The sequence below is a fragment of the Klebsiella sp. CN_Kp097 genome (assembly GCF_040064495.1).
GTDB classification, from domain to species: Bacteria; Pseudomonadota; Gammaproteobacteria; order Enterobacterales; family Enterobacteriaceae; genus Klebsiella; species Klebsiella aerogenes.
Map to the genome: position 1 here is coordinate 569545 of NZ_JBEAIL010000007.1, position 17442 is coordinate 586986.

The following is a 17442-nucleotide window of genomic DNA, read 5'->3' on the forward strand; positions in this document are numbered from 1 at the left end:
GAGTCCTTACTGTTTGCGACTTTTCAGTCGCATAATTCCTTGCTGCACTAGCAGGAAAAATAGTGGAACGAAAAGCAACGTCAGTAGCGTCCCTGAAAGCATGCCGCCAATCACCGCCGTCCCAATTTCTTGTTGGCTGGCAGCGCCGGCACCTGCAGAGAGTACCAGAGGGATCACGCCGACAACAAATGCGAGTGAGGTCATAATAATCGGACGCAAGCGCAGCCGTGCGCCTTCCAGTGCGGCTTCCGTCAGGCTTTTTCCTTGCTGAAACTGCGATAGCCCGAATTCGACGATCAGGATCGCATTTTTGGCCGAAAGGCCCATTGTTGTTAACATCCCCACTTGGAAATAAATATCATTTTCATAACCGGCGAGCAACGAAGCGCTGATCGCGCCAATGATGCCCAACGGGATAATCAACATCACGGCAATGGGGATCGACCAGCTTTCATATAAGGCAGCGAGGCACAGAAACATAAAGGCTAGCGATGCCAGATAGACCCACAGCGTTTGCACCGAAGACGAGCGCTCCTGCCAGGACAAACCGCTCCATTGCAGGTCAAATCCGTTCAGCGAGCTGGCCATTTCGGACATTTCAGCCATTGCCATGCCGGAGCTGACGCCAGACACAGCACCTCCTTGAAACTGCACGGCCGACAGCCCATTGAAACGCTGAAGCATCTGCGGTCCGCTGGTCCAGCGAAGCGTCGAGAAGCTGTCGAAGGACGCCATGTTGTCGCTGTTGCCACGGACAAACCAAGCGGATAAATTTTCCGGTGTTGAACGCCAGGGCGCGTCTCCCTGGATATACACGCGTTTAACCCGCCCTCGATCGACAAAGTCGTTAACATATATGCCCCCCCAGGCCGCTGAAAGCGTATTGTTGATATCGGCCTGATCCAGCCCCTGAACCTGGGCTTTTTGTCGGTCGACATCGACTTGCAGCTGCGCCTTTTCCTCCAGACTATTAATCCTTACCGCGTTAAGAGCAGGATTTTCTCTGGCGGCATTGAGCAGGGTGGTTTGTGCCTGCATAAGTGCCGCACTGCCATTTTCGGCGCTGTCCTGCAGCCATAATTCAAAACCGCTGGATTGTCCGAGACCGCGAATGGTCGGGGGTGACATCACGCTTATGTTGGCCTGCCTGGCATTGTTATTAAAATACTGGTTTGCGCGTAGAATAATGGCCTGAGCGCTGTTTTCTTTCCCGGGACGCTGGTCCCAGTGTTTTAACTCAGCGAATGCCATACCGACGTTCTGCCCGCTACCGGAATTATTTCTTCCTGTGACCATAAAAATAACGTCGAGGTTATCTTTCTCCTCAGTCATAAAATAGTGGGTAATATCCGCGCCAACGGCCTCGGTCATCGACATCGGCGAACCAGACGGCAGCGAGTACTGAACCATAACCGCGCCCTGATCCTCCTCGGGCAAAAATCCGCTTGCGAGCTTTTGATATTGCCAGAGCATCAAAAAAGTTAGTATCAGGGCCAGACAAACAAAACGGAGTGGATGGGCGGTCATTCGACGAAGTGTGGCCAGGTAGCTGTTCTGACTTATCGTTACTCCGCGATTGAAGAGGATAAAAAAACGACCTTTATTTATGTGTCCAGGCTTGAGCAGGTGGGCGCACAGCGTTGGCGTCAGCGTCAGAGCGACCAATGCAGACAGCGCCATTGCTGAAACAATGGTCACGGTGAACTGACGATAGATAATCCCCACAGAGCCACCAAAGAACGCCATCGGGATAAAAACGGTGGAGAGAACCAGAGCAATACCTATCAGCGCCCCGGTTATCTCATTCATCGAGCGCAGCGTGGCCTCCTGTGGAGTGAGGTTTTCCTCTGCCATCAAACGTTCAACATTTTCCACCACCACGATAGCGTCATCTACCAGCAGCCCGATTGCCAGCACCATGGCAAAAAGGGTCAGTGTATTGATGCTGTAGCCAAGCAGGCTAAGAATGCCGAAAGTGCCCAACAGAACCACCGGTACCGTCAGGGTCGGGATAAGCGTTGCACGCCAGCTTTGAAGAAAAAGATACATAACGGCCACGACAAAGAGTATCGCTTCAATCAGCGTATGCACCACGCTTTCGATCGATACCGTCACAAACGGAGTGCTGTCGCGTGGATAGGCGGCGATTACGCCTTGTGGAAAGCGGGGAGAAAGGCGTTCGACTTCAGTCCTAACTTTCTCCGCCGTTTCCAGCGCGTTGGCTCCCGAGGCCAACTGAATTGAGATCCCAGCGGAAGGGTAACCATTGAGCGTCGTTTGGTTTTGATAGTTTTCCGCGCCGATTTCCACGCGGGCCACGTCGCGCAAGTACACTACTGAGCCATCGCGATGAGTGCGTAGAATAATATTCTCAAACTGCTCCGGATGACCAAGGCGGGACTGCGTCGTCACCGTGGCGTTCAAATATTGTCCCTCAATCGTCGGCAGAGATCCAATTTCACCGCTGGTCACTTGCGAATTCTGCGCCTCGATCGCGGCCTGTATGTCCGAGGGCATCAATCCATAGCTGGTTAGTTTGAGCGGATTGAGCCAGATGCGCATGGCATACTGCGCGCCAAAAACAGTGGTTTCACCCACGCCTTCGACGCGGCTCAACGGTTCTTGTAAAGAGCTGATGAGGAAATCGCTAATATCAAGGCTGGTTAATTGCCTGCTTGGGTCATACAGGGCTACCACCATCAAGCTGTCCCCCTGAGATTTGGTAACGGTAATTCCTTGCTGCTGCACCTCTTGTGGTAATCGTGTAATTGCTTGATTTACCGAGTTTTGTACCTGTACCTGCGCCATATCAGGGTTAACGTCCTGATCGAAACTAAGGCTAATGCGGGCCTGGCCAGCTGAACTGCTGCTTGAGGAAAAGTAGATCAACCCATCGATACCTTTGATCTGCTGCTCCAGCACCTGAGTAACGCTATCCTCGACGGTTTCTGCTGAAGCGCCAGTATAGTTAGCCGTGACATTAACAGCAGGCGGGGCGATATCCGGATACTGTTCCACCGGCAAAGTCATCATGGCGAGAGCGCCGGTTGCCATGATGCAGATGGCGATGACCGCGGCAAAAACCGGGCGAAAGACAAAAAAACGGGCCAGCATTGTTATTCACCTTTAGTCAGTTAAGGGATTTTTGCATAGCAAACGCGTCAGTTGGTTCGTTTAGCTCGTCGTCAGCCGGAAGAGGAGAAAAAGGCAAGGGCGGTATCTGTTTTGCCACGCCGTAGGAGTTGATTGTGAACAATTTGCGGGTTGCAACACATGGTGATGCGCGCAAGTATTCACTGCTGAAGTTTGGCAAACCAGCAACAGCACTGGAGCTAAAAATCCATAAGCCAATGAAATAAAGAAGCTTTCCCCAATTTCTTTCGTTGAGCATCAGTGTGATCTCATGAATTTATTTACTTTACAGTAAAGTAAATAAATTATTTAAACAAGCAATCTTCTGTACGAATGAAAAAAGGGAAAGCAAGAGCGTGAGTCAAAGGTCTTAGAACATGCCGTTGCCGCTGGCGGTTTTTTGCGGAACGTTTTGGGTAACATCCCAATGTTCAACGATTTTGTGCTGTTCGTTGAGGCGGAAGATATCCACGATAGCCCGCGTAACGCCTGGCTCACGACCGGTCACTTCAACATGCAAGATCACGTTATCTCCGTCGACGAATGCCTGCTTAATTTCGCTGTGCGAGTCGGGATATTTACTCTTCAGAAAAGCGATAAACTGCTCGAAGCCTTCCACGCCATCTTTTGCCATCGGATTGTGCTGTACATAGCGATCCCCGAGATAGGGCCTGGCGGCAGAGAAGTCTTTTTCATTCAAGGCCTTATTATAAAAATCAATCACATTCTTTTTATTCAACAGCTCGCTTTCGCTATTGCCCGCAAAAACGGCGGGCGTCAGAGCGAAAAACAATGAAAGGGCGACTATCGATTTTTTAAGCATGCTTCCTCCAGCGATGGTTTGATGTCAGGCTTCAGGCCTGTCAGGTGAATGAACCGTCCACTCAGCGACTTTTCAGACTGTTGAGTTTGCGGCTGATTGAGATGACTCCATGATCAAATGGAGGTCTTGAATCTGCGGCATCGACTCGTTTAGATCAAGCTGCTTTTACTTAAGAAGAAAAAAGGGCAGTTTGGTCTGCTTTGCGGGAGAGGTGTAGCTAATCACCACAAATAGCATGGTTAATTCAATTTAACTATTCTGGGTTTGAGGAATATACATAATTTACGACAGCACCAGAAACAGTATAACAAACTGTTTTAAATGGATATTAATCAAATGGCGATTCAAACTCACAGTTATGAACTCAGTTTTGGTTCATAACTGTGTTAAACGCTGTCCATAAATCACTCGATGTCACGCCTGTTGGTTCATGAACTGTTCGTTCTAATTTTGTGATGTGCGTCAGGTTTTAGTGTTCAGTAATATTACCTTTTACTCGATGATCGATTGTTTAGCACCTCTCCGACAACCGGAGCAGCGGTAAATGCGTTTGGCTAGCCAGCATAGAAGGCGGCCTGGGTAACGATCTCACCAGCCTCCTCAGCTGAAAGTCCATTATCCATCGCCCTGTTAAGGTGATAGCCAATCTGCGCACTCTGTCCGGATGCGATTAACGCGCTGACCGTAATCAGGCTTCTGTCGCGGGGTTTCAGCGCGGGTCTTTGCCAGAGATCCAGGAACAGGGGGCCAGCAGTAAATTTAACCAGGCCTGGAGATATTGGGCCAACATTTTTTTCCACTGTCTCTGAACGTTGCTTTTCTGCTTCCTGATTGAGAGGAAGCAGGTCCGGAGAAGCGTCAGGAAGTGCATCTGCCGTGACGCCACGAGTTTCAAATACTGCTTTGGTAACGCTGACGGCTGACATGGCATTTGACCAACCTGAGTAGAACGCCAGATGGGTAATGATTTCTGACAATTCCGCTGGCGTAACGCCATTATCAAGGGCAATGCCTATATAGTGCTTAAGGTCGCCAGGCTGGTTTCTGGCAATTAGCATGCCGACGGTCACCATACTACGATCCCTGGGCGAGAGGGCATCGCGTGTCCACAGATCTTCAGTAATCACTTCTCGACCAAAGCGCGCAAGAGCCGGTGAGACAGACCGAATATCAGCTTCCGAAATCGCTGAAGGTTCAATTTTCATCATCGCTTTACCTCTTGTTTCCTCAGCGGTAGCAAAATCAGAAATAACAAGCGACATGGCCGCCGCTGCAATTACGCTTTTCATGTTAATCCTCACTGGTCAACGGTGCGGTTCCTGTTTGATTCCGCCTTTGTTACGAAGAAATACCGGTTTTACCGGGATAGCGTCTTTACTGGCGCTCATATGCGCCGTTTGCCTGAGATAGTCACGGAAGTGTGGCGTTTGTCGGTGCAGTTGATACGCTTCCTCACTGGCGTAAATCTCATAGAAATACCAGCGGTTCGGAGTCTGCGAGTCTGTAGCGGCATACATCGTTAATACGCCTTTCTCTACTTTGAGCGATTCCGCCATTTCGGGCAGGACGATGTTTTTAAATTCGGTCTGAAATTCAGGCTTTACCTCGACGAACACCAGATTATTAATGGTTCGCTCATTCGGTATGATGTGTTTGTCCCCCAGAAATTGGGGCTCCAGAGTGATTTTATTTTTCCAATCGATAATGTCAGGTGCCCAGGCAGCGAATGCCTTGTATGGTTTAGCATTTAGATGTTTGCGGTAAGCACTCTCGTTTTCATAGAGTTCGACCATGAATGCCTTATGTGGATTGTCGCTGCGGTGCAGGGCGTACATCGCCAGTGTACCTACTTCATGATCAACCGAAGCGGAAATCGTCTGTCTGGCTACGTCTGCAAAATCTTTGTCCCGATCGGGCCTGACGCCGAGCTCAAAGAGATTCATCACTCGCTTATCCGGCGCGTCCAGTTTTGTTGCAAAGACAGGGCTGCTTATCAGCATGCAAATTAAAAGCATAAGAGTCTTTTTCACGATGATCCTTTTACTGAAATGGCTGTTTAAGACGTTCTATAAGTTGGTGTTGGTAAGAAGGTAACCGATCGCTGCTGGCGCTCTCAAAGACCAGGGGAGGAAGCCACGTCATACCTGCGTGCAGGGCGCTTGCCTTCATCGGTAAAAACACATCCGCAAGCGATACCCCGATCCTGCCGTCCGTCCCGTAAGTGGAGCTTCCCCCCGCAGCCGTACTGACAACAAACATCTCCTTTCCCTGCCAAAGACCGGGTCCGACACTTCCCCAGGTTTCATTCAGCCAGGCCTTCATCATTGGTGTAATGTTGAACCAGTGTGTCGGGAAGATAAAAACAACACGCCTGTGCTCACGCATCATTTTTCGCTCCGCGTCGCCATTAATCCGACGTGTGTCATAGCCATACAGCGTCTCAAGGTTGCGAACCGTCACGCCTTCCAGACTCTCAGCGGCTTCCTGCAGCCCTTTTGTCAGAACTGAGCGTTCCGGATAAGGGTGAGAGACGATAACGAGCGTTTTAATGTCGGTCTTTTCACGGCTATAAGCATGACTAACGGGCATGAGGAAGATAAAGGCAAACAAAAACAATGCTGCTGCTCTGCGCTGAAGTAACACCATCATAAACCTCCTTTGTCTTAACAGGACTGTAAAACGCTATGGTGTAACAGGAGCCAGTTCTGGCAATCCTTCTACGATATAGGTTCGCGAATTGCCAGCACGGTGTCGGATAGGAATGATCTTCTGGTACGCGACCGAGCTATACCAGTCCTGGGCATTTTTGAGACTCTCAAACTTGATTACAACCAGTCTGCCCTGTGCTCCAAACCCTTCTTTAACATCGGGTTCACCTCCTCTGACGATGAAGCGTCCACCAAAAGGTCTGAAGGTGGATTCAACCTGAGCGCTGTACGGTTTGATAGCGTCAAGATCGGTCGCCTGAAACTCTGCGATGTAATAAGCAGGCGTTGCTGCCAGGGCTGGCGCGAGCCCGGAGAGTGTGAAAAGAGTGGCTACCACTGTTTTAAAAATCATCCTTCCTCCTCATAACCTTTCATGAAAGAGAATAAGGGCTACCGCGTCCAGACCTGCCTGGCGTCTTTAGTTTGCGGCGTGTTTTGCGCCATGATCCCCGTCAGAACGTGCGGCTGGTAGGTTTCTTCCAGAAACCGGATTTCCTCCGGGCTCAGTTGAAGATTTACGGCGTTTACCGCGCCATCGACGTGATCTTTTTTTGTGGCCCCTACGACAGGTGACGTGACTTTTGTCAGCAGCCAGGCGAGTGAGATTTCCGTCATGGACACCTGATGCCGTTCAGCAAGCTCGGAGACGCGCTCGATAATGATCCGATCCTGTTCAGCCGTGCTGTCATATTTTCCGCGGGCATAGGCATCCTCGGTGGCTCGCCGCGTGTGGCCTTCTTTCCGGGAGAGACGACCGCTGGCCAGCGCGCTATAGGGGGTCATGGCGATATCATCTTCAGCGCACAGACCGAAGAGCTCTCGTTCATCTTCACGCATAATCAGGTTGTAGTGGCTTTGCACAGAGACAAAGGGCGTCAGCCCTTCGCGTTCGGCAAGGGCGTTCGCTTTCGCAAGCTGCCAAGCATAGCAATTGGAAATACCAATAGCGCGCACTTTCCCCGCAGTAACGGCGGCATGAAGCGCTTCAAGCACCTCAATAACTGGCGTGTTGTAATCCCAGATGTGGTAGATGTAGAGGTCGATGTAGTCCATCCCCAGATTCTGTAGGCTCTGGTCGAGCGATCGGGCTATTGCCTCTTTTCCGCCGATCCCCGCGGCAATTTGCTCGGCGGTTCGCGGCAGAAACTTGGTGGCCAGCACCACGTCCTCGCGTTTTGCCATCTCCCGCAGCGCCCGGCCAACGTATCGCTCGCTGGAGCCGTTCTGATAGGCGATGGCGGTATCGTAAAAATTGATACCCTTTTCGAGACCGTAGCGGATGATGTCCCGGCTTGCTGTTTCGTCCAGCGTCCAGCGATGCTGGCCCGTTAACGGGTCGCCAAACCCCATACATCCCATACAGATGCGGGAGACCAGTAAGTCACTTTTACCGAGCCGGGTATACTGCATCGTTATTCTCCCTCTGGATTATTCACGACGGAATTGAGCAGATCGACAAGCCTTGAAGCGTGTTCCCGGGCAAGCGTTTTTTGCTGCGCTATTTTGTCGGCATCCCGGTCGGCATAGCTGATACCGCAGGTATAAACCGGCGCCAGCAGCTCAAGATTGCACAGTTTTGCCGTGGTCTCGAACGGAATAAGATATTCTTCAATGGCATGGCCAAAGAAACCGTCAGCGGTATAGAGCGCCTGTGGCGCCCCTGTAGTGAAGGAGAGGATCAGCTTTTTACCGCCCAGTTTCGCCGTTGAGCCATGCGCGAAGCCGTGGACAAAGACCTCGTCCAGCCAATGTTTCATTAACCCGGGCAGCCCATACCAGGAAAAAGGAAACTGCCAGACAATCACATCAGCCCTGAGCAGGCTTTCCTGCTCCGCAGCGATATTGAATTTGCCGTCCGGATAGAGCCAGTCCAGACGACGAATTTCAGCATCGGGAAGGGCGGTCGCCACTTCATCAAGGATAGTGGCGTTGGCGACGGAATGGGTAAGCTCAGGATGGCCTGAAACAATAAGGATATTCTTCATTTCAATGAGTTAAATATATTTGGTGAATGTTTAACCCAGTATAGAGTGACACCATTATTTTTTTTAGAGTAGTAAAGACTCATTCACTTTTAGACAAAAACTAATAATGGTCAACTGTTCTCATTGTACCGGTCATCACGAACCCGTGAACTACGCCGTGATGCCCAGTAAACGTTCTGCATTGCGAAATGCGATGGCCTCTTTTTCAGCCTTGTTGACGGGCAGACTGTCTATAAAGGTTTTTACACCGTCCAGGGTCTGATAGGGATAATCGACGGAGAACAGGATCCTTTCTGCCCCCATTAACTCGTAGATAAACTTGAAGTGCGGCAGTGTCAGCATACCTGACGGGGTAACGTAAACGTGTTCCTGGAAGGTTCTCGTTAGCGTGCGTGACAGACCCGTTGCAGCCAGTGGTAGGCTGTCATCAAGACGCTGGAGCCAGAAGGGTAACATCTCCCCCCAGTGGCCACTGATTACCTGCATGTTGGGATATTTATCAAATGCGCCCGATAACATCAGCCGCAACAAATGGATCCCCGCTTCGTGATGCCAGCCCCAGCCAAACATAGAAAGCCTGGCGTTGACCTCTGCGCTGAAGCCCGTGAAGTAGGCCTGCTGTACGCTTTTAAGCGGTAATCCGGGATGAAGATAGAGTGGCACATTCAGTTTATTAAAGCGGGAAAGCAGGGAGTCATAGTCAGGATGATCGAGAAAGCATGAAGAGGGTCTGCCATTCAGCAGTGCTCCTTTAAATCCTAGTTTTTCAACTGCGCGGACAAGCTCATTTTCAGCATCTTTCGGCTGTGCCCAGGGAAGTGTGGCAAATGCCGCGAAGCGATCTGGGTGATTTCTTACCGCCTCGGCAAGGCGATCGTTTGCCGCCGTATTTAATGTTACCGCTTCATCCTCGGGTGCCAGTTGGGGGAATCCGCCCACAGAGAGTATCTGCAGGGTAATTCCCGCCTCATCCATATCCCTGAGGCGGCGGCTTCCCAAATCAGCGCCTTTCGCGTTTATCAGCGCATTCTTTTCTATCTGCGGCCGGCTTCGGTCAGGATTATGACCATCAGCGACGGTTTTCCCCCAGTCGCCAAGGAAAGGTGCCTGCTCAAGCGCAACAGGCATACACGCTCGCCCTAACTCGCTGTCGAGATAATGTTCTTCGAGGCAAATGATTTTCATATTCTCACCATTCATACAAAGCAGTAAAATTGATACAGATTAGAATCACCCGGAACAGCCCGTTCGTGTGTGTCATTCATGACAGTCTGTTCCGGACGGGCTTTACACCATCGGTTTTTCCCAGGCGCCTCGTGTATCCACTCTGGTCTCTGCGGCGAGTTGTTCCAGCAGGATGATTTCCTCATCGCGTAACTGGATGTCTGAAGCGCAGGCGGCGTCCAGAACGTGATGGACTTTAGTCGCACCAACGAGGGGAAGGGTACCTTTCGCAATAGCCCATGCGATGGCTATCTGTGCCACGCTGGCATTCCTTTCGGCTCCCATTTTTTTCATGGCGGCGGTTAGTCTTTCTATCTGCGGCAGTACTGCGTTATAACTTTCGGCCCGGCCACTCCCGGCAGGCATGGGATGATTTGAATCATAACGACCACTGAGCGCGCCTTGCTCCAGGACCATGTAAGCAAAGAACGTGATGTTATTTTGTCGGCAATAATCAAGGATCCCGGCCTCTTCAGAAGCGCGATAGAGCAGGCTGTAGTGATTTTGTACTGCACTGAGGGAATAACCGGAAGCGTTAAGGATTTCATTGGCGCGTCTGATTTGTGCCAGATTGTGGTTGGAAACACCTACGCGTTTTACCTTACCGCTTTGTAAAAGTGGGATCAGTCCTGGCGTCCATTTTTCGACGTCGAGGGGATTATGGATCCAGTAGATATCAATCGCGTCCACGCCCAGGCGTCCGAGGCTGGCTTCAAGCATATCGCTGACAGGCTGTGCAGACTGCTCGTTCGCAATCTGCGGCGTGAATTTGGTGGATAAAATCATATCCTCGCGGGGGAACTGACGGACTAATGTTCCCAGCGCTGCCTCGGAACTCCCCATGCCATATACTGCTGCGGTATCCCAGAGGTTGAGACCCTTACTCATGGCCGTGGTGAACACGTCTGCCATCTGAGTATCAGAAAGATGATTGCCGAAGACGGTGTCACCACCGGCGAAGCCTGTGCCCCAGGACCATGTGCCGAGCGCGACTGGAGGAAGAGTTTTCATATTCAGCTCCTGAAAAAAGGCCGGAACGTTGCTGACGTAAACCGGCCAAAGAGGGTGAGTAACGATGAAAGACAGATGAATGAATTAAGTTGGCTGGCGGAGGGCATTTAACAGCGCCACACCGGCACCGTGCGCTGAAGCGGGATTCTGCCCCGTGATAAGGCGTCCGTCGGTAACCACGTTTTCAGACCAGTTCGGGGCTTCATGATGAAGCGCGCCATGCTCGCGGAGTGCAGTCTCAAGCAGGTAGGGAACCACATCTGTGGTGTGAACTTCTTCCTCTTCCTTGTTGGTAAAGGCCGCCACGTTTTTGCCTTTCACCAGGTATTCGCCGCTGCTGAGCTTTGCGTCAACCAGTGCCGCAGGCCCGTGGCAGACGGCTGAGACAATCCCATCACTTTCATACACTTCGCGGATAATACGCTGGGCATCCTGGCTATAACGGAAATCCCACATGGTTCCATGGCCGCCTGCAAAGAAAACGGCGCTGTAATCGGTACCGTTCAGCTCAGATAACGCAGGCGTTGTGGCCAGGCGCTGCTGAAAATCGGTTTCGTTCCAGAACCAGGCGTTGACAGAGTCACTGAGGTCAAATCCATCCACCGGCGGCTGTCCCCCGCGAATGCTGGCTATCGTCGTTTTTAGTCCGGCATCTTCCAGTACTTTCAGCGGATGCGTCAGCTCAGCCAGGAAAAAACCGGTTGGTACACCGGATGCGCCTTTAATCGGATGACTGGAAACGACACACAGCACGGGTTTATCTGCAGGTTTCATATCGGGCCTCACTATTTATTTTTAAATTCAGCGGCAAAGAGATTTTCCCAGTTAATAAAGGAGCCAAGCGGAATGCACTCAAAGCTTAATAAGCCAGCTTTTGCCAGCGGGAATTCGGCCATTACGTTCATCGCTTCATCGACAGAGTCACATTCAAGAAAAATAGCGACGCCAGGTCTGTCCTGACGGAAGTAGATGTCGCGGATGAAGCCGGATTTATACAATCCCCAGGCGTGTAGCGCTTCAGCGTTAAGGTGTGGAGCATATTTTTCCAGCGATGCTCCAGGTGCGGGGATATCCAGACATAAAATTCGCATCATAGTCTCCTGAACTCAGGTCGTTGTAGAAAGAGATAAAAGTATAAGAGGCGAATTTCACGAATATTAGAGGAGCATTGACTTAAGCATCTTTAGACTGTACTTAATAATCAGGCGGAGATTGCTTTAGGAACACATTATGAATAACGCCCTGTATAACCAGATACGCATCTTTCAGAGCATTGCACGTGAGGGCAATATTTCGGCAGCCGCAAGAAAACTGGAAATTACGCCTCCCTCCGTCAGCAATGCGCTTAAGCTGCTGGAAGATCATATTGGCCATCCGCTTTTTGTGCGTACGACCCGCCGTATTGAGCTGACGGAAACTGGGCAGCTGTTGCTGGAACAGACCGCTGCGGCGGTGGAGTCGCTGGAAAATTCGCTTGAAAGCATTCGCGACCAGAATCAGGAGCCCTCTGGTATCGTGCGAATCACGCTCTCGCGTTTTGCCTATCTGTTAATTCTTAAGCCTGCCATGGCGGAATTCTGTCAGCAATACCCGGGTGTACAGCTTGAAATTTCGGTTTACGACGGTACCGTGAATGTTATCGAAGAGCGTTTTGATCTTGGGATCCGTTTTGGCGATATCCTCGAAGGTGGGGTAGTGGCGCGGCCGTTAATGAAACCCTTTCGTGAAGGGTTATATGCATCCTCAGCTTATATCAGCGAGCATGGAATGCCCGAGGTGCCGGCTGACCTCAGTCAACACAAGCTGATTGGCTACCGTTTTATCACTAACAACCGCATCCTTCCGTTGATTCTGAACGATCGCGGAGAGCAGTTGACGGTTGAGATGCCCGGGCAGTTAATCAGCAACGATATTGACGTTATGGCAGACGGGATCCGTAACGGCCTGGGAATCGGACGTTTGTTTGAACCCATCTTACAGTTACAGCCGGACAGGGAGCGCTTTATACCCGTGATGGAGAGCTACTGGAAAACCTACCCGCCAGTGTATCTCTATTACCCCAAAAACGCGGGCAAAACGAAAAGAGTGAAGGCCCTGATTGATTTTCTGATATCCGTTACGGGGCGATAAAGACGATAACGCATCGTCCCGCATGGAAGTGCTATTTCACAACCCCAGCGGCCTGGCCTCCTGGATGAACTCAATCAGAAGGCGAAGCCCGGTCGGTAGTTGCCGGCGGCTTGAATAATAGATATGAAAACCTTCCTCCAGCGGGGACCACTCCGTAAGCACCAGGCGGAGCCGTCCATCCTTCACATAGGGTGCAACAAGAGGCTCCGGAAAATACATCAGGCCGGCTCCGCCTAATACGGCCACAAGGCCCGTTTCAGCCTGATTGACCGTCACAGAGCCTGGCACAGTGATTTGGTACGTTTCGCCGTCTCGCTCAAGTTCCCAGCGATAAATCCGATCGTCGCCGAGACGATTGCTTATACAGCGATGGTGTAACAAATCATCCGGATGTTCAGGTGTTCCGTAACGTTCCAGGTAGTCGGGGGATGCTGCGATAACCCAGCGAATATCGGCAGATAAACGGCGGGCAACCATGTCTTCCGGGACGGTGCCACCATAGCGGATACCCGCATCGAAGCCCGCATCAGTGACGTCAACCATACGGTTGCTGGCCACAATATCAATTTCAATATCGGGATAGCGATCCATAAACGCAGGCATGACCGGCGCAAGCAAAAGATTGGCCGCTTCAACGGCAGCATTGATGCGGATACGTCCGGTAGGGGTATTACGATACCGGTTAAGCGATTCAAGCGCGCCTTCTATCTTGTCGAAAGGCTGAAGGACAGACTGAACCAGTTCTTCACCTGCAGCCGTAGGGGTAACGCTCTTGGTCGTACGATTAAGCAGGCGAACCCCGAGCCGGGTTTCCAGTCCCTTCAGAGCATGACTAAGCGCTGATGCACTGACACCTAATTCAATCGCCGCACGGCTGAAACTGCGATGACGTGCAATAGCCATGAAATAAATGAGATCGGCGACATCAGCTCTGCTTATTTGCATACAGAATAGTTTTCCTTGTGCGTTAAAGGCCGAATGCGTTGATACGGAAATGATATACACATTAGACCGACCAGGGCTAATCCGTTGCTGAATTTTTTTCACAAGTCCATCCACTCATCGCCTCTCACTGAACACGTTGTGCTTCGTTATTCTTGAAAATTATGCGCTCTGGCCGTCGGTCAGGGCGGAACATTCACTTAACGGAGCCGTGTATGAACTATACGCATCTTGGCCGCACCGGCCTGAGAGTCAGCCGCCTTTGTCTCGGAACCATGAATTTTGGTGACGTCACCGACGAGAAAACCAGCGCCCGCATTCTGGATGAAGCGCTTGAGGCAGGTATAAATTTCATTGATACAGCAGATGTGTATGGCACTGAACAATCACCCGATATCCAGCAAGGTTCGGGGCTGTCTGAAGAAATTATTGGTCGCTGGCTCCAGCAGGGTGGCCGCCGTGACCGTATCGTTCTGGCGACGAAAGTCTATCAGCCAATGGGGCCAGGTCCGAACGATCGGCGTCTTTCTGCTTACCATATTCGCAAAGCCTGTGAGGACAGTTTGCGACGGCTTAAGACCGACCATATTGACGTCTATCAGATGCATCACATCGATCGCTGTACGCCATGGGAAGAGATCTGGCAGGCCATGGAACTCCTTGTTCAGCAGGGAAAAGTCCTTTATATCGGTAGCAGCAATTTCGCGGGCTGGGACATTGCGACTGCACAGTCAGTTGCTACGGCCCGTCATTCCCTGGGCCTGGTTGCTGAGCAAAGTCTCTACAATCTGACTGCCCGAACTATTGAGCTGGAGGTCATTCCCGCATGCCGTCATTTTGGGCTGGGACTGATTCCCTGGAGCCCACTTGCCGGAGGGTTGCTTGGCGGCGTACTGAAAAAGATGGCAAGCGGGCGCCGTGCCAGGCCCGAGTTTTCCCGTCTTATCGAACAGTATCGTCCGCAGTTGGAAGCCTACGAAGGATTATGTGAGGACCTCGGCGAAACCCCTTCCGATGTGGCGCTTGCGTGGCTCCTGCAGAATCCTGTCGTTACTGCTCCACTTATCGGGCCACGTACGGTCGAACAACTCCGGGAGGCGCTTCACGCCACGACAATCACGCTATCAGACGACACCATGAGCTGCCTCGACGAAATCTGGCCCGGGCCCGGGGGAGAAGCACCCCAGGCTTATGCCTGGTAATGATCAAATTAATGAATCCTTTCTTCGCTTTAGGGAGTTCCAGTTTATGAGCAAGATGATGCATGACCAGCATTCTGCTTCTGTACCCGCTTCCCGGGATCGTCGCAATTTTCTGATCGCCGGCGCCGGTCTGGCGTTGGCCGCTACCACCCTTGGCAGGAGCGGAGCAGTGATGGCTAAACCGGCTGGTCAGGACACGTCGAAAGACCCTTCGGATGCTGTTCCCGTCCAGAAGGAGACCTTAACCACGCGTAAACTCGGCTCGCTGGAGGTTTCAAGCATGGGGCTGGGGTGTCTGCCCATGGTGGGGTATTACGGCGGTGGTCCGCGCGATCGTAAAGCCATGGTTTCGCTCATCCGGGCAGCCTTCGAACAAGGCATCACGTTCTTTGATACTGCCGAGGTGTATGGCCCCCATCTCAGTGAAGAATTTGTCGGGGAAGCACTGGCCCCCGTTCGCGATCGTGTGGTGATTGCGACTAAGTTCGGTTTCGGCGTGGAGGAGGGGAAGCCAACCTCCCTCAACAGCCATCCTGACCACATCCGCCGCGCCGTAGAGGGCTCGCTAAAGCGTCTGAAAACGGACCACATCGATCTGCTTTATCAACATCGCCCCGATCCGAATGTGCCGATTGAGGATGTGGCGGAAACCGTGAAGGCGTTGATCCAGGAGGGTAAAGTGAAACACTGGGGATTGTCGGAAGCGAGTGCCAGGACAATCCGCCGCGCACATGCGGTACTCCCTGTGACTGCAGTGCAGAGTGAGTATGCCATGTGGTGGCGTGAACCGGAGACACGGATATTTCCAACGCTCGAAGAGCTGGGTATCGGCTTTGTACCTTACTGCCCGACCGCCCGGAGTTTCCTTGCCGGAGCAGTCAATCCAGATCAGCGGTTCGACAGCACCGATCGGCGGCATAACCTGCCACGCTTCCAGCCCGATGCACTGGCCAAAAACATGGTACTGCTTGAATTCGCGCAATCGTGGGCCCGCCGCAAAAACACCACTCCGGTTCAGTTCGCACTGGCCTGGGTGATGGCACAGCGGCCATGGATAGTCCCCATACCGGGTACGACGCAATATCCGCACCTAATAGAAAACAGTGGTGCACCGCAAGTCCGGTTGACGGACAGCGAATTAAGCGAAATCGATGCAGCGCTTGCCAGGATCCCATTGCAGGGCGGTCGCGCAGATCCGTTTACCGAAAGTCAGTTTGATAAAAGTTAAACGGTGATGGCCACCTTTATACTTACTGTCACAGGGAGACTGTAGATAATGTCTCCCTCTGTGTTATTGTCAGGGATAAACCATATGAATGGACTAAATCATAACGCGCTTAGGGCATTAACAGTCCTGTATTGCTGAAGGCGGCGTGAGTGAAGGTGGCGTATCCGGAAGTGGGGGGATGATCCCGTCGACGGGGTGCGGCAGATAGTGTGCCTCGAGCTCCATGATTTCGGCATCGCTAAGTGAAAAGTCCAGCGCGCTGATAGCCGTGGAAAGATGTTCTGGTTTCGTCGCGCCGATGATCGGTGCTGTGATGACCGTTTTTGATAGCAACCAGGCAATTGCAACATGGGGTCTTGGCACATGGTGCTTTTCAGCAATGCTGGCAACAACATCAATAACGGGCTTATCCAGCAGGGCTGCGTTCTCATACATTTTTAACGCAAAGGCATCGTTTTGCGTTCGTCGGGACGTGACACTCCAGTCTCGCGTGAGCCTGCCCCGCGCCATCGGACTCCAGGGGATCACACCAACGCCCTGGTCTTCACACAGGGGCAACATCTCGCGCTCTTCTTCCCGGTAAAGCAGGTTGTATTGCGGTTGCATCGTAATAAATCGGGTCCAGCCGTTACGCTCTGCAGTATGCTGCATTTTTGCAAAGCGCCAGGCTTCCATAGATGATGCGCCGATGTAACGTACTTTTCCTGATTTAACGAGGTCATGCAGAGCCTCCATGGTCTCTTCAACAGGCGTTGAGTGGTCAAAGCGGTGAATCTGAAAGAGATCCACATAATCCATACCTAAGCGCATCAAGCTGTCGTCAATAGACTGAAAAATGGCCTTGCGGGAAAGAAACCCGGTATTGGGTGAGTTGCGCCACGGAAAGAAGGTCTTTGTCGCCACAACGATCTCATCGCGTCTGGCCATTTCTCTCAGCGTTTTTCCAGTGATCTCTTCAGAACTTCCGCCCGAGTAAATATTCGCGGTATCAAAAAAATTAATGCCCGCTTCAAGCGCCTGGCGAATGAGCGGACGTGACGCCTTCTCATCCAGGGAT

General features: G+C 51.7%; 18 protein-coding genes. 3 read left to right on the forward strand and 15 right to left on the reverse strand.

Annotated features, from left to right (window positions below; all coding sequences use genetic code 11):
• Positions 1-6: 6 nt before the first annotated feature.
• The 13 genes from ABLV07_RS13105 to ABLV07_RS13165 all read right to left on the reverse strand — a co-directional run bounded on the left by ABLV07_RS13105 (position 7) and on the right by ABLV07_RS13165 (position 11974).
• On the reverse strand, positions 7-3114 hold the full coding sequence (locus ABLV07_RS13105) for a multidrug efflux RND transporter permease subunit (RefSeq protein WP_348853273.1): 3108 nt from the start codon (positions 3112-3114) through the stop codon (positions 7-9).
• A 16-nt stretch (positions 3115-3130) separates the two neighbouring features.
• Complete coding sequence (locus ABLV07_RS13110; protein WP_131625406.1) at positions 3131-3391, reverse strand: hypothetical protein; 261 nt, start codon at positions 3389-3391, stop codon at positions 3131-3133.
• Positions 3392-3502: 111 nt separating this feature from the next.
• Positions 3503-3955 (reverse strand): nuclear transport factor 2 family protein, encoded by a 453-nt coding sequence (locus ABLV07_RS13115; RefSeq protein WP_015705397.1) that lies wholly within the window; start codon positions 3953-3955, stop codon positions 3503-3505.
• A 554-nt stretch (positions 3956-4509) separates the two neighbouring features.
• Positions 4510-5244: a carboxymuconolactone decarboxylase family protein gene (locus tag ABLV07_RS13120; protein WP_185954395.1), complete on the reverse strand. Its 735-nt coding sequence runs from the start codon at positions 5242-5244 to the stop codon at positions 4510-4512.
• Positions 5245-5259: 15 nt separating this feature from the next.
• Complete coding sequence (locus ABLV07_RS13125) at positions 5260-5955, reverse strand: antibiotic biosynthesis monooxygenase (RefSeq protein WP_047740723.1); 696 nt, start codon at positions 5953-5955, stop codon at positions 5260-5262.
• Between the two features lie 40 nt (positions 5956-5995).
• Complete coding sequence (locus ABLV07_RS13130) at positions 5996-6544, reverse strand: NAD(P)H-dependent oxidoreductase (RefSeq protein ID WP_052320185.1); 549 nt, start codon at positions 6542-6544, stop codon at positions 5996-5998.
• A gap of 93 nt (positions 6545-6637) precedes the next feature.
• Complete coding sequence (locus ABLV07_RS13135; protein WP_015705393.1) at positions 6638-7015, reverse strand: DUF1330 domain-containing protein; 378 nt, start codon at positions 7013-7015, stop codon at positions 6638-6640.
• A gap of 38 nt (positions 7016-7053) precedes the next feature.
• Positions 7054-8073 (reverse strand): aldo/keto reductase, encoded by a 1020-nt coding sequence (locus ABLV07_RS13140; RefSeq protein WP_015705392.1) that lies wholly within the window; start codon positions 8071-8073, stop codon positions 7054-7056.
• A 2-nt stretch (positions 8074-8075) separates the two neighbouring features.
• Positions 8076-8648 (reverse strand): NAD(P)H-dependent oxidoreductase, encoded by a 573-nt coding sequence (locus ABLV07_RS13145; RefSeq protein WP_020078799.1) that lies wholly within the window; start codon positions 8646-8648, stop codon positions 8076-8078.
• Between the two features lie 150 nt (positions 8649-8798).
• Positions 8799-9833 carry an amidohydrolase family protein gene (locus ABLV07_RS13150; RefSeq protein ID WP_015705390.1) on the reverse strand — a complete coding sequence of 345 codons (1035 nt, stop codon included), beginning with the start codon at positions 9831-9833 and terminating at the stop codon, positions 8799-8801.
• Positions 9834-9935: 102 nt separating this feature from the next.
• Positions 9936-10883 (reverse strand): aldo/keto reductase, encoded by a 948-nt coding sequence (locus tag ABLV07_RS13155; RefSeq protein ID WP_063447079.1) that lies wholly within the window; start codon positions 10881-10883, stop codon positions 9936-9938.
• An 84-nt stretch (positions 10884-10967) separates the two neighbouring features.
• Positions 10968-11657, reverse strand: a complete 690-nt coding sequence (locus ABLV07_RS13160) for a type 1 glutamine amidotransferase domain-containing protein (RefSeq protein ID WP_334662081.1) — start codon at positions 11655-11657, stop codon at positions 10968-10970.
• 11 nt (positions 11658-11668) lie between these two features.
• Positions 11669-11974, reverse strand: coding sequence for a hypothetical protein (locus ABLV07_RS13165; RefSeq protein ID WP_045910563.1), 306 nt, complete (start codon positions 11972-11974; stop codon positions 11669-11671).
• 139 nt (positions 11975-12113) lie between these two features.
• On the opposite strand from ABLV07_RS13165, the gene ABLV07_RS13170 reads away from it, so the two are divergent.
• Entirely contained in the window at positions 12114-13013 is a 900-nt protein-coding gene (locus ABLV07_RS13170) for a LysR family transcriptional regulator (protein ID WP_087877012.1), read from the forward strand.
• Positions 13014-13049: 36 nt separating this feature from the next.
• Here ABLV07_RS13170 and ABLV07_RS13175 read toward each other — a convergent pair whose 3' ends face one another.
• Positions 13050-13958: a LysR family transcriptional regulator gene (locus ABLV07_RS13175; protein WP_015705386.1), complete on the reverse strand. Its 909-nt coding sequence runs from the start codon at positions 13956-13958 to the stop codon at positions 13050-13052.
• Positions 13959-14170: 212 nt separating this feature from the next.
• On the opposite strand from ABLV07_RS13175, the gene ABLV07_RS13180 reads away from it, so the two are divergent.
• Both ABLV07_RS13180 and ABLV07_RS13185 read left to right on the forward strand, forming a co-directional pair.
• On the forward strand, positions 14171-15157 hold the full coding sequence (locus ABLV07_RS13180; protein ID WP_045360845.1) for an aldo/keto reductase: 987 nt from the start codon (positions 14171-14173) through the stop codon (positions 15155-15157).
• A gap of 46 nt (positions 15158-15203) precedes the next feature.
• Positions 15204-16385 (forward strand): aldo/keto reductase, encoded by a 1182-nt coding sequence (locus ABLV07_RS13185; protein ID WP_045361125.1) that lies wholly within the window; start codon positions 15204-15206, stop codon positions 16383-16385.
• A gap of 117 nt (positions 16386-16502) precedes the next feature.
• Here ABLV07_RS13185 and ABLV07_RS13190 read toward each other — a convergent pair whose 3' ends face one another.
• Entirely contained in the window at positions 16503-17438 is a 936-nt protein-coding gene (locus ABLV07_RS13190) for an aldo/keto reductase (RefSeq protein ID WP_348853299.1), read from the reverse strand.
• Between the last annotated feature and the right edge of the window lie 4 nt (positions 17439-17442).

Coding starts and splice junctions, on each gene's coding strand:
- ABLV07_RS13155 (WP_063447079.1), bottom strand. CDS start 10,883: ATGAAAACTCTTCCTCCAGTCGCGCTCGGCACATGGTCCTGGGGCACA.
- ABLV07_RS13130 (WP_052320185.1), bottom strand. CDS start 6,544: ATGCCCGTTAGTCATGCTTATAGCCGTGAAAAGACCGACATTAAAACG.
- ABLV07_RS13105 (WP_348853273.1), bottom strand. CDS start 3,114: ATGCTGGCCCGTTTTTTTGTCTTTCGCCCGGTTTTTGCCGCGGTCATC.
- ABLV07_RS13140 (WP_015705392.1), bottom strand. CDS start 8,073: ATGCAGTATACCCGGCTCGGTAAAAGTGACTTACTGGTCTCCCGCATC.
- ABLV07_RS13115 (WP_015705397.1), bottom strand. CDS start 3,955: ATGCTTAAAAAATCGATAGTCGCCCTTTCATTGTTTTTCGCTCTGACG.
- ABLV07_RS13135 (WP_015705393.1), bottom strand. CDS start 7,015: ATGATTTTTAAAACAGTGGTAGCCACTCTTTTCACACTCTCCGGGCTC.
- ABLV07_RS13170 (WP_087877012.1), top strand. CDS start 12,114: ATGAATAACGCCCTGTATAACCAGATACGCATCTTTCAGAGCATTGCA.
- ABLV07_RS13110 (WP_131625406.1), bottom strand. CDS start 3,391: ATGCTCAACGAAAGAAATTGGGGAAAGCTTCTTTATTTCATTGGCTTA.
- ABLV07_RS13125 (WP_047740723.1), bottom strand. CDS start 5,955: ATGCTGATAAGCAGCCCTGTCTTTGCAACAAAACTGGACGCGCCGGAT.
- ABLV07_RS13180 (WP_045360845.1), top strand. CDS start 14,171: ATGAACTATACGCATCTTGGCCGCACCGGCCTGAGAGTCAGCCGCCTT.
- ABLV07_RS13120 (WP_185954395.1), bottom strand. CDS start 5,244: ATGAAAAGCGTAATTGCAGCGGCGGCCATGTCGCTTGTTATTTCTGAT.
- ABLV07_RS13145 (WP_020078799.1), bottom strand. CDS start 8,648: ATGAAGAATATCCTTATTGTTTCAGGCCATCCTGAGCTTACCCATTCC.
- ABLV07_RS13165 (WP_045910563.1), bottom strand. CDS start 11,974: ATGCGAATTTTATGTCTGGATATCCCCGCACCTGGAGCATCGCTGGAA.
- ABLV07_RS13160 (WP_334662081.1), bottom strand. CDS start 11,657: ATGAAACCTGCAGATAAACCCGTGCTGTGTGTCGTTTCCAGTCATCCG.
- ABLV07_RS13175 (WP_015705386.1), bottom strand. CDS start 13,958: ATGCAAATAAGCAGAGCTGATGTCGCCGATCTCATTTATTTCATGGCT.
- ABLV07_RS13185 (WP_045361125.1), top strand. CDS start 15,204: ATGAGCAAGATGATGCATGACCAGCATTCTGCTTCTGTACCCGCTTCC.
- ABLV07_RS13150 (WP_015705390.1), bottom strand. CDS start 9,833: ATGAAAATCATTTGCCTCGAAGAACATTATCTCGACAGCGAGTTAGGG.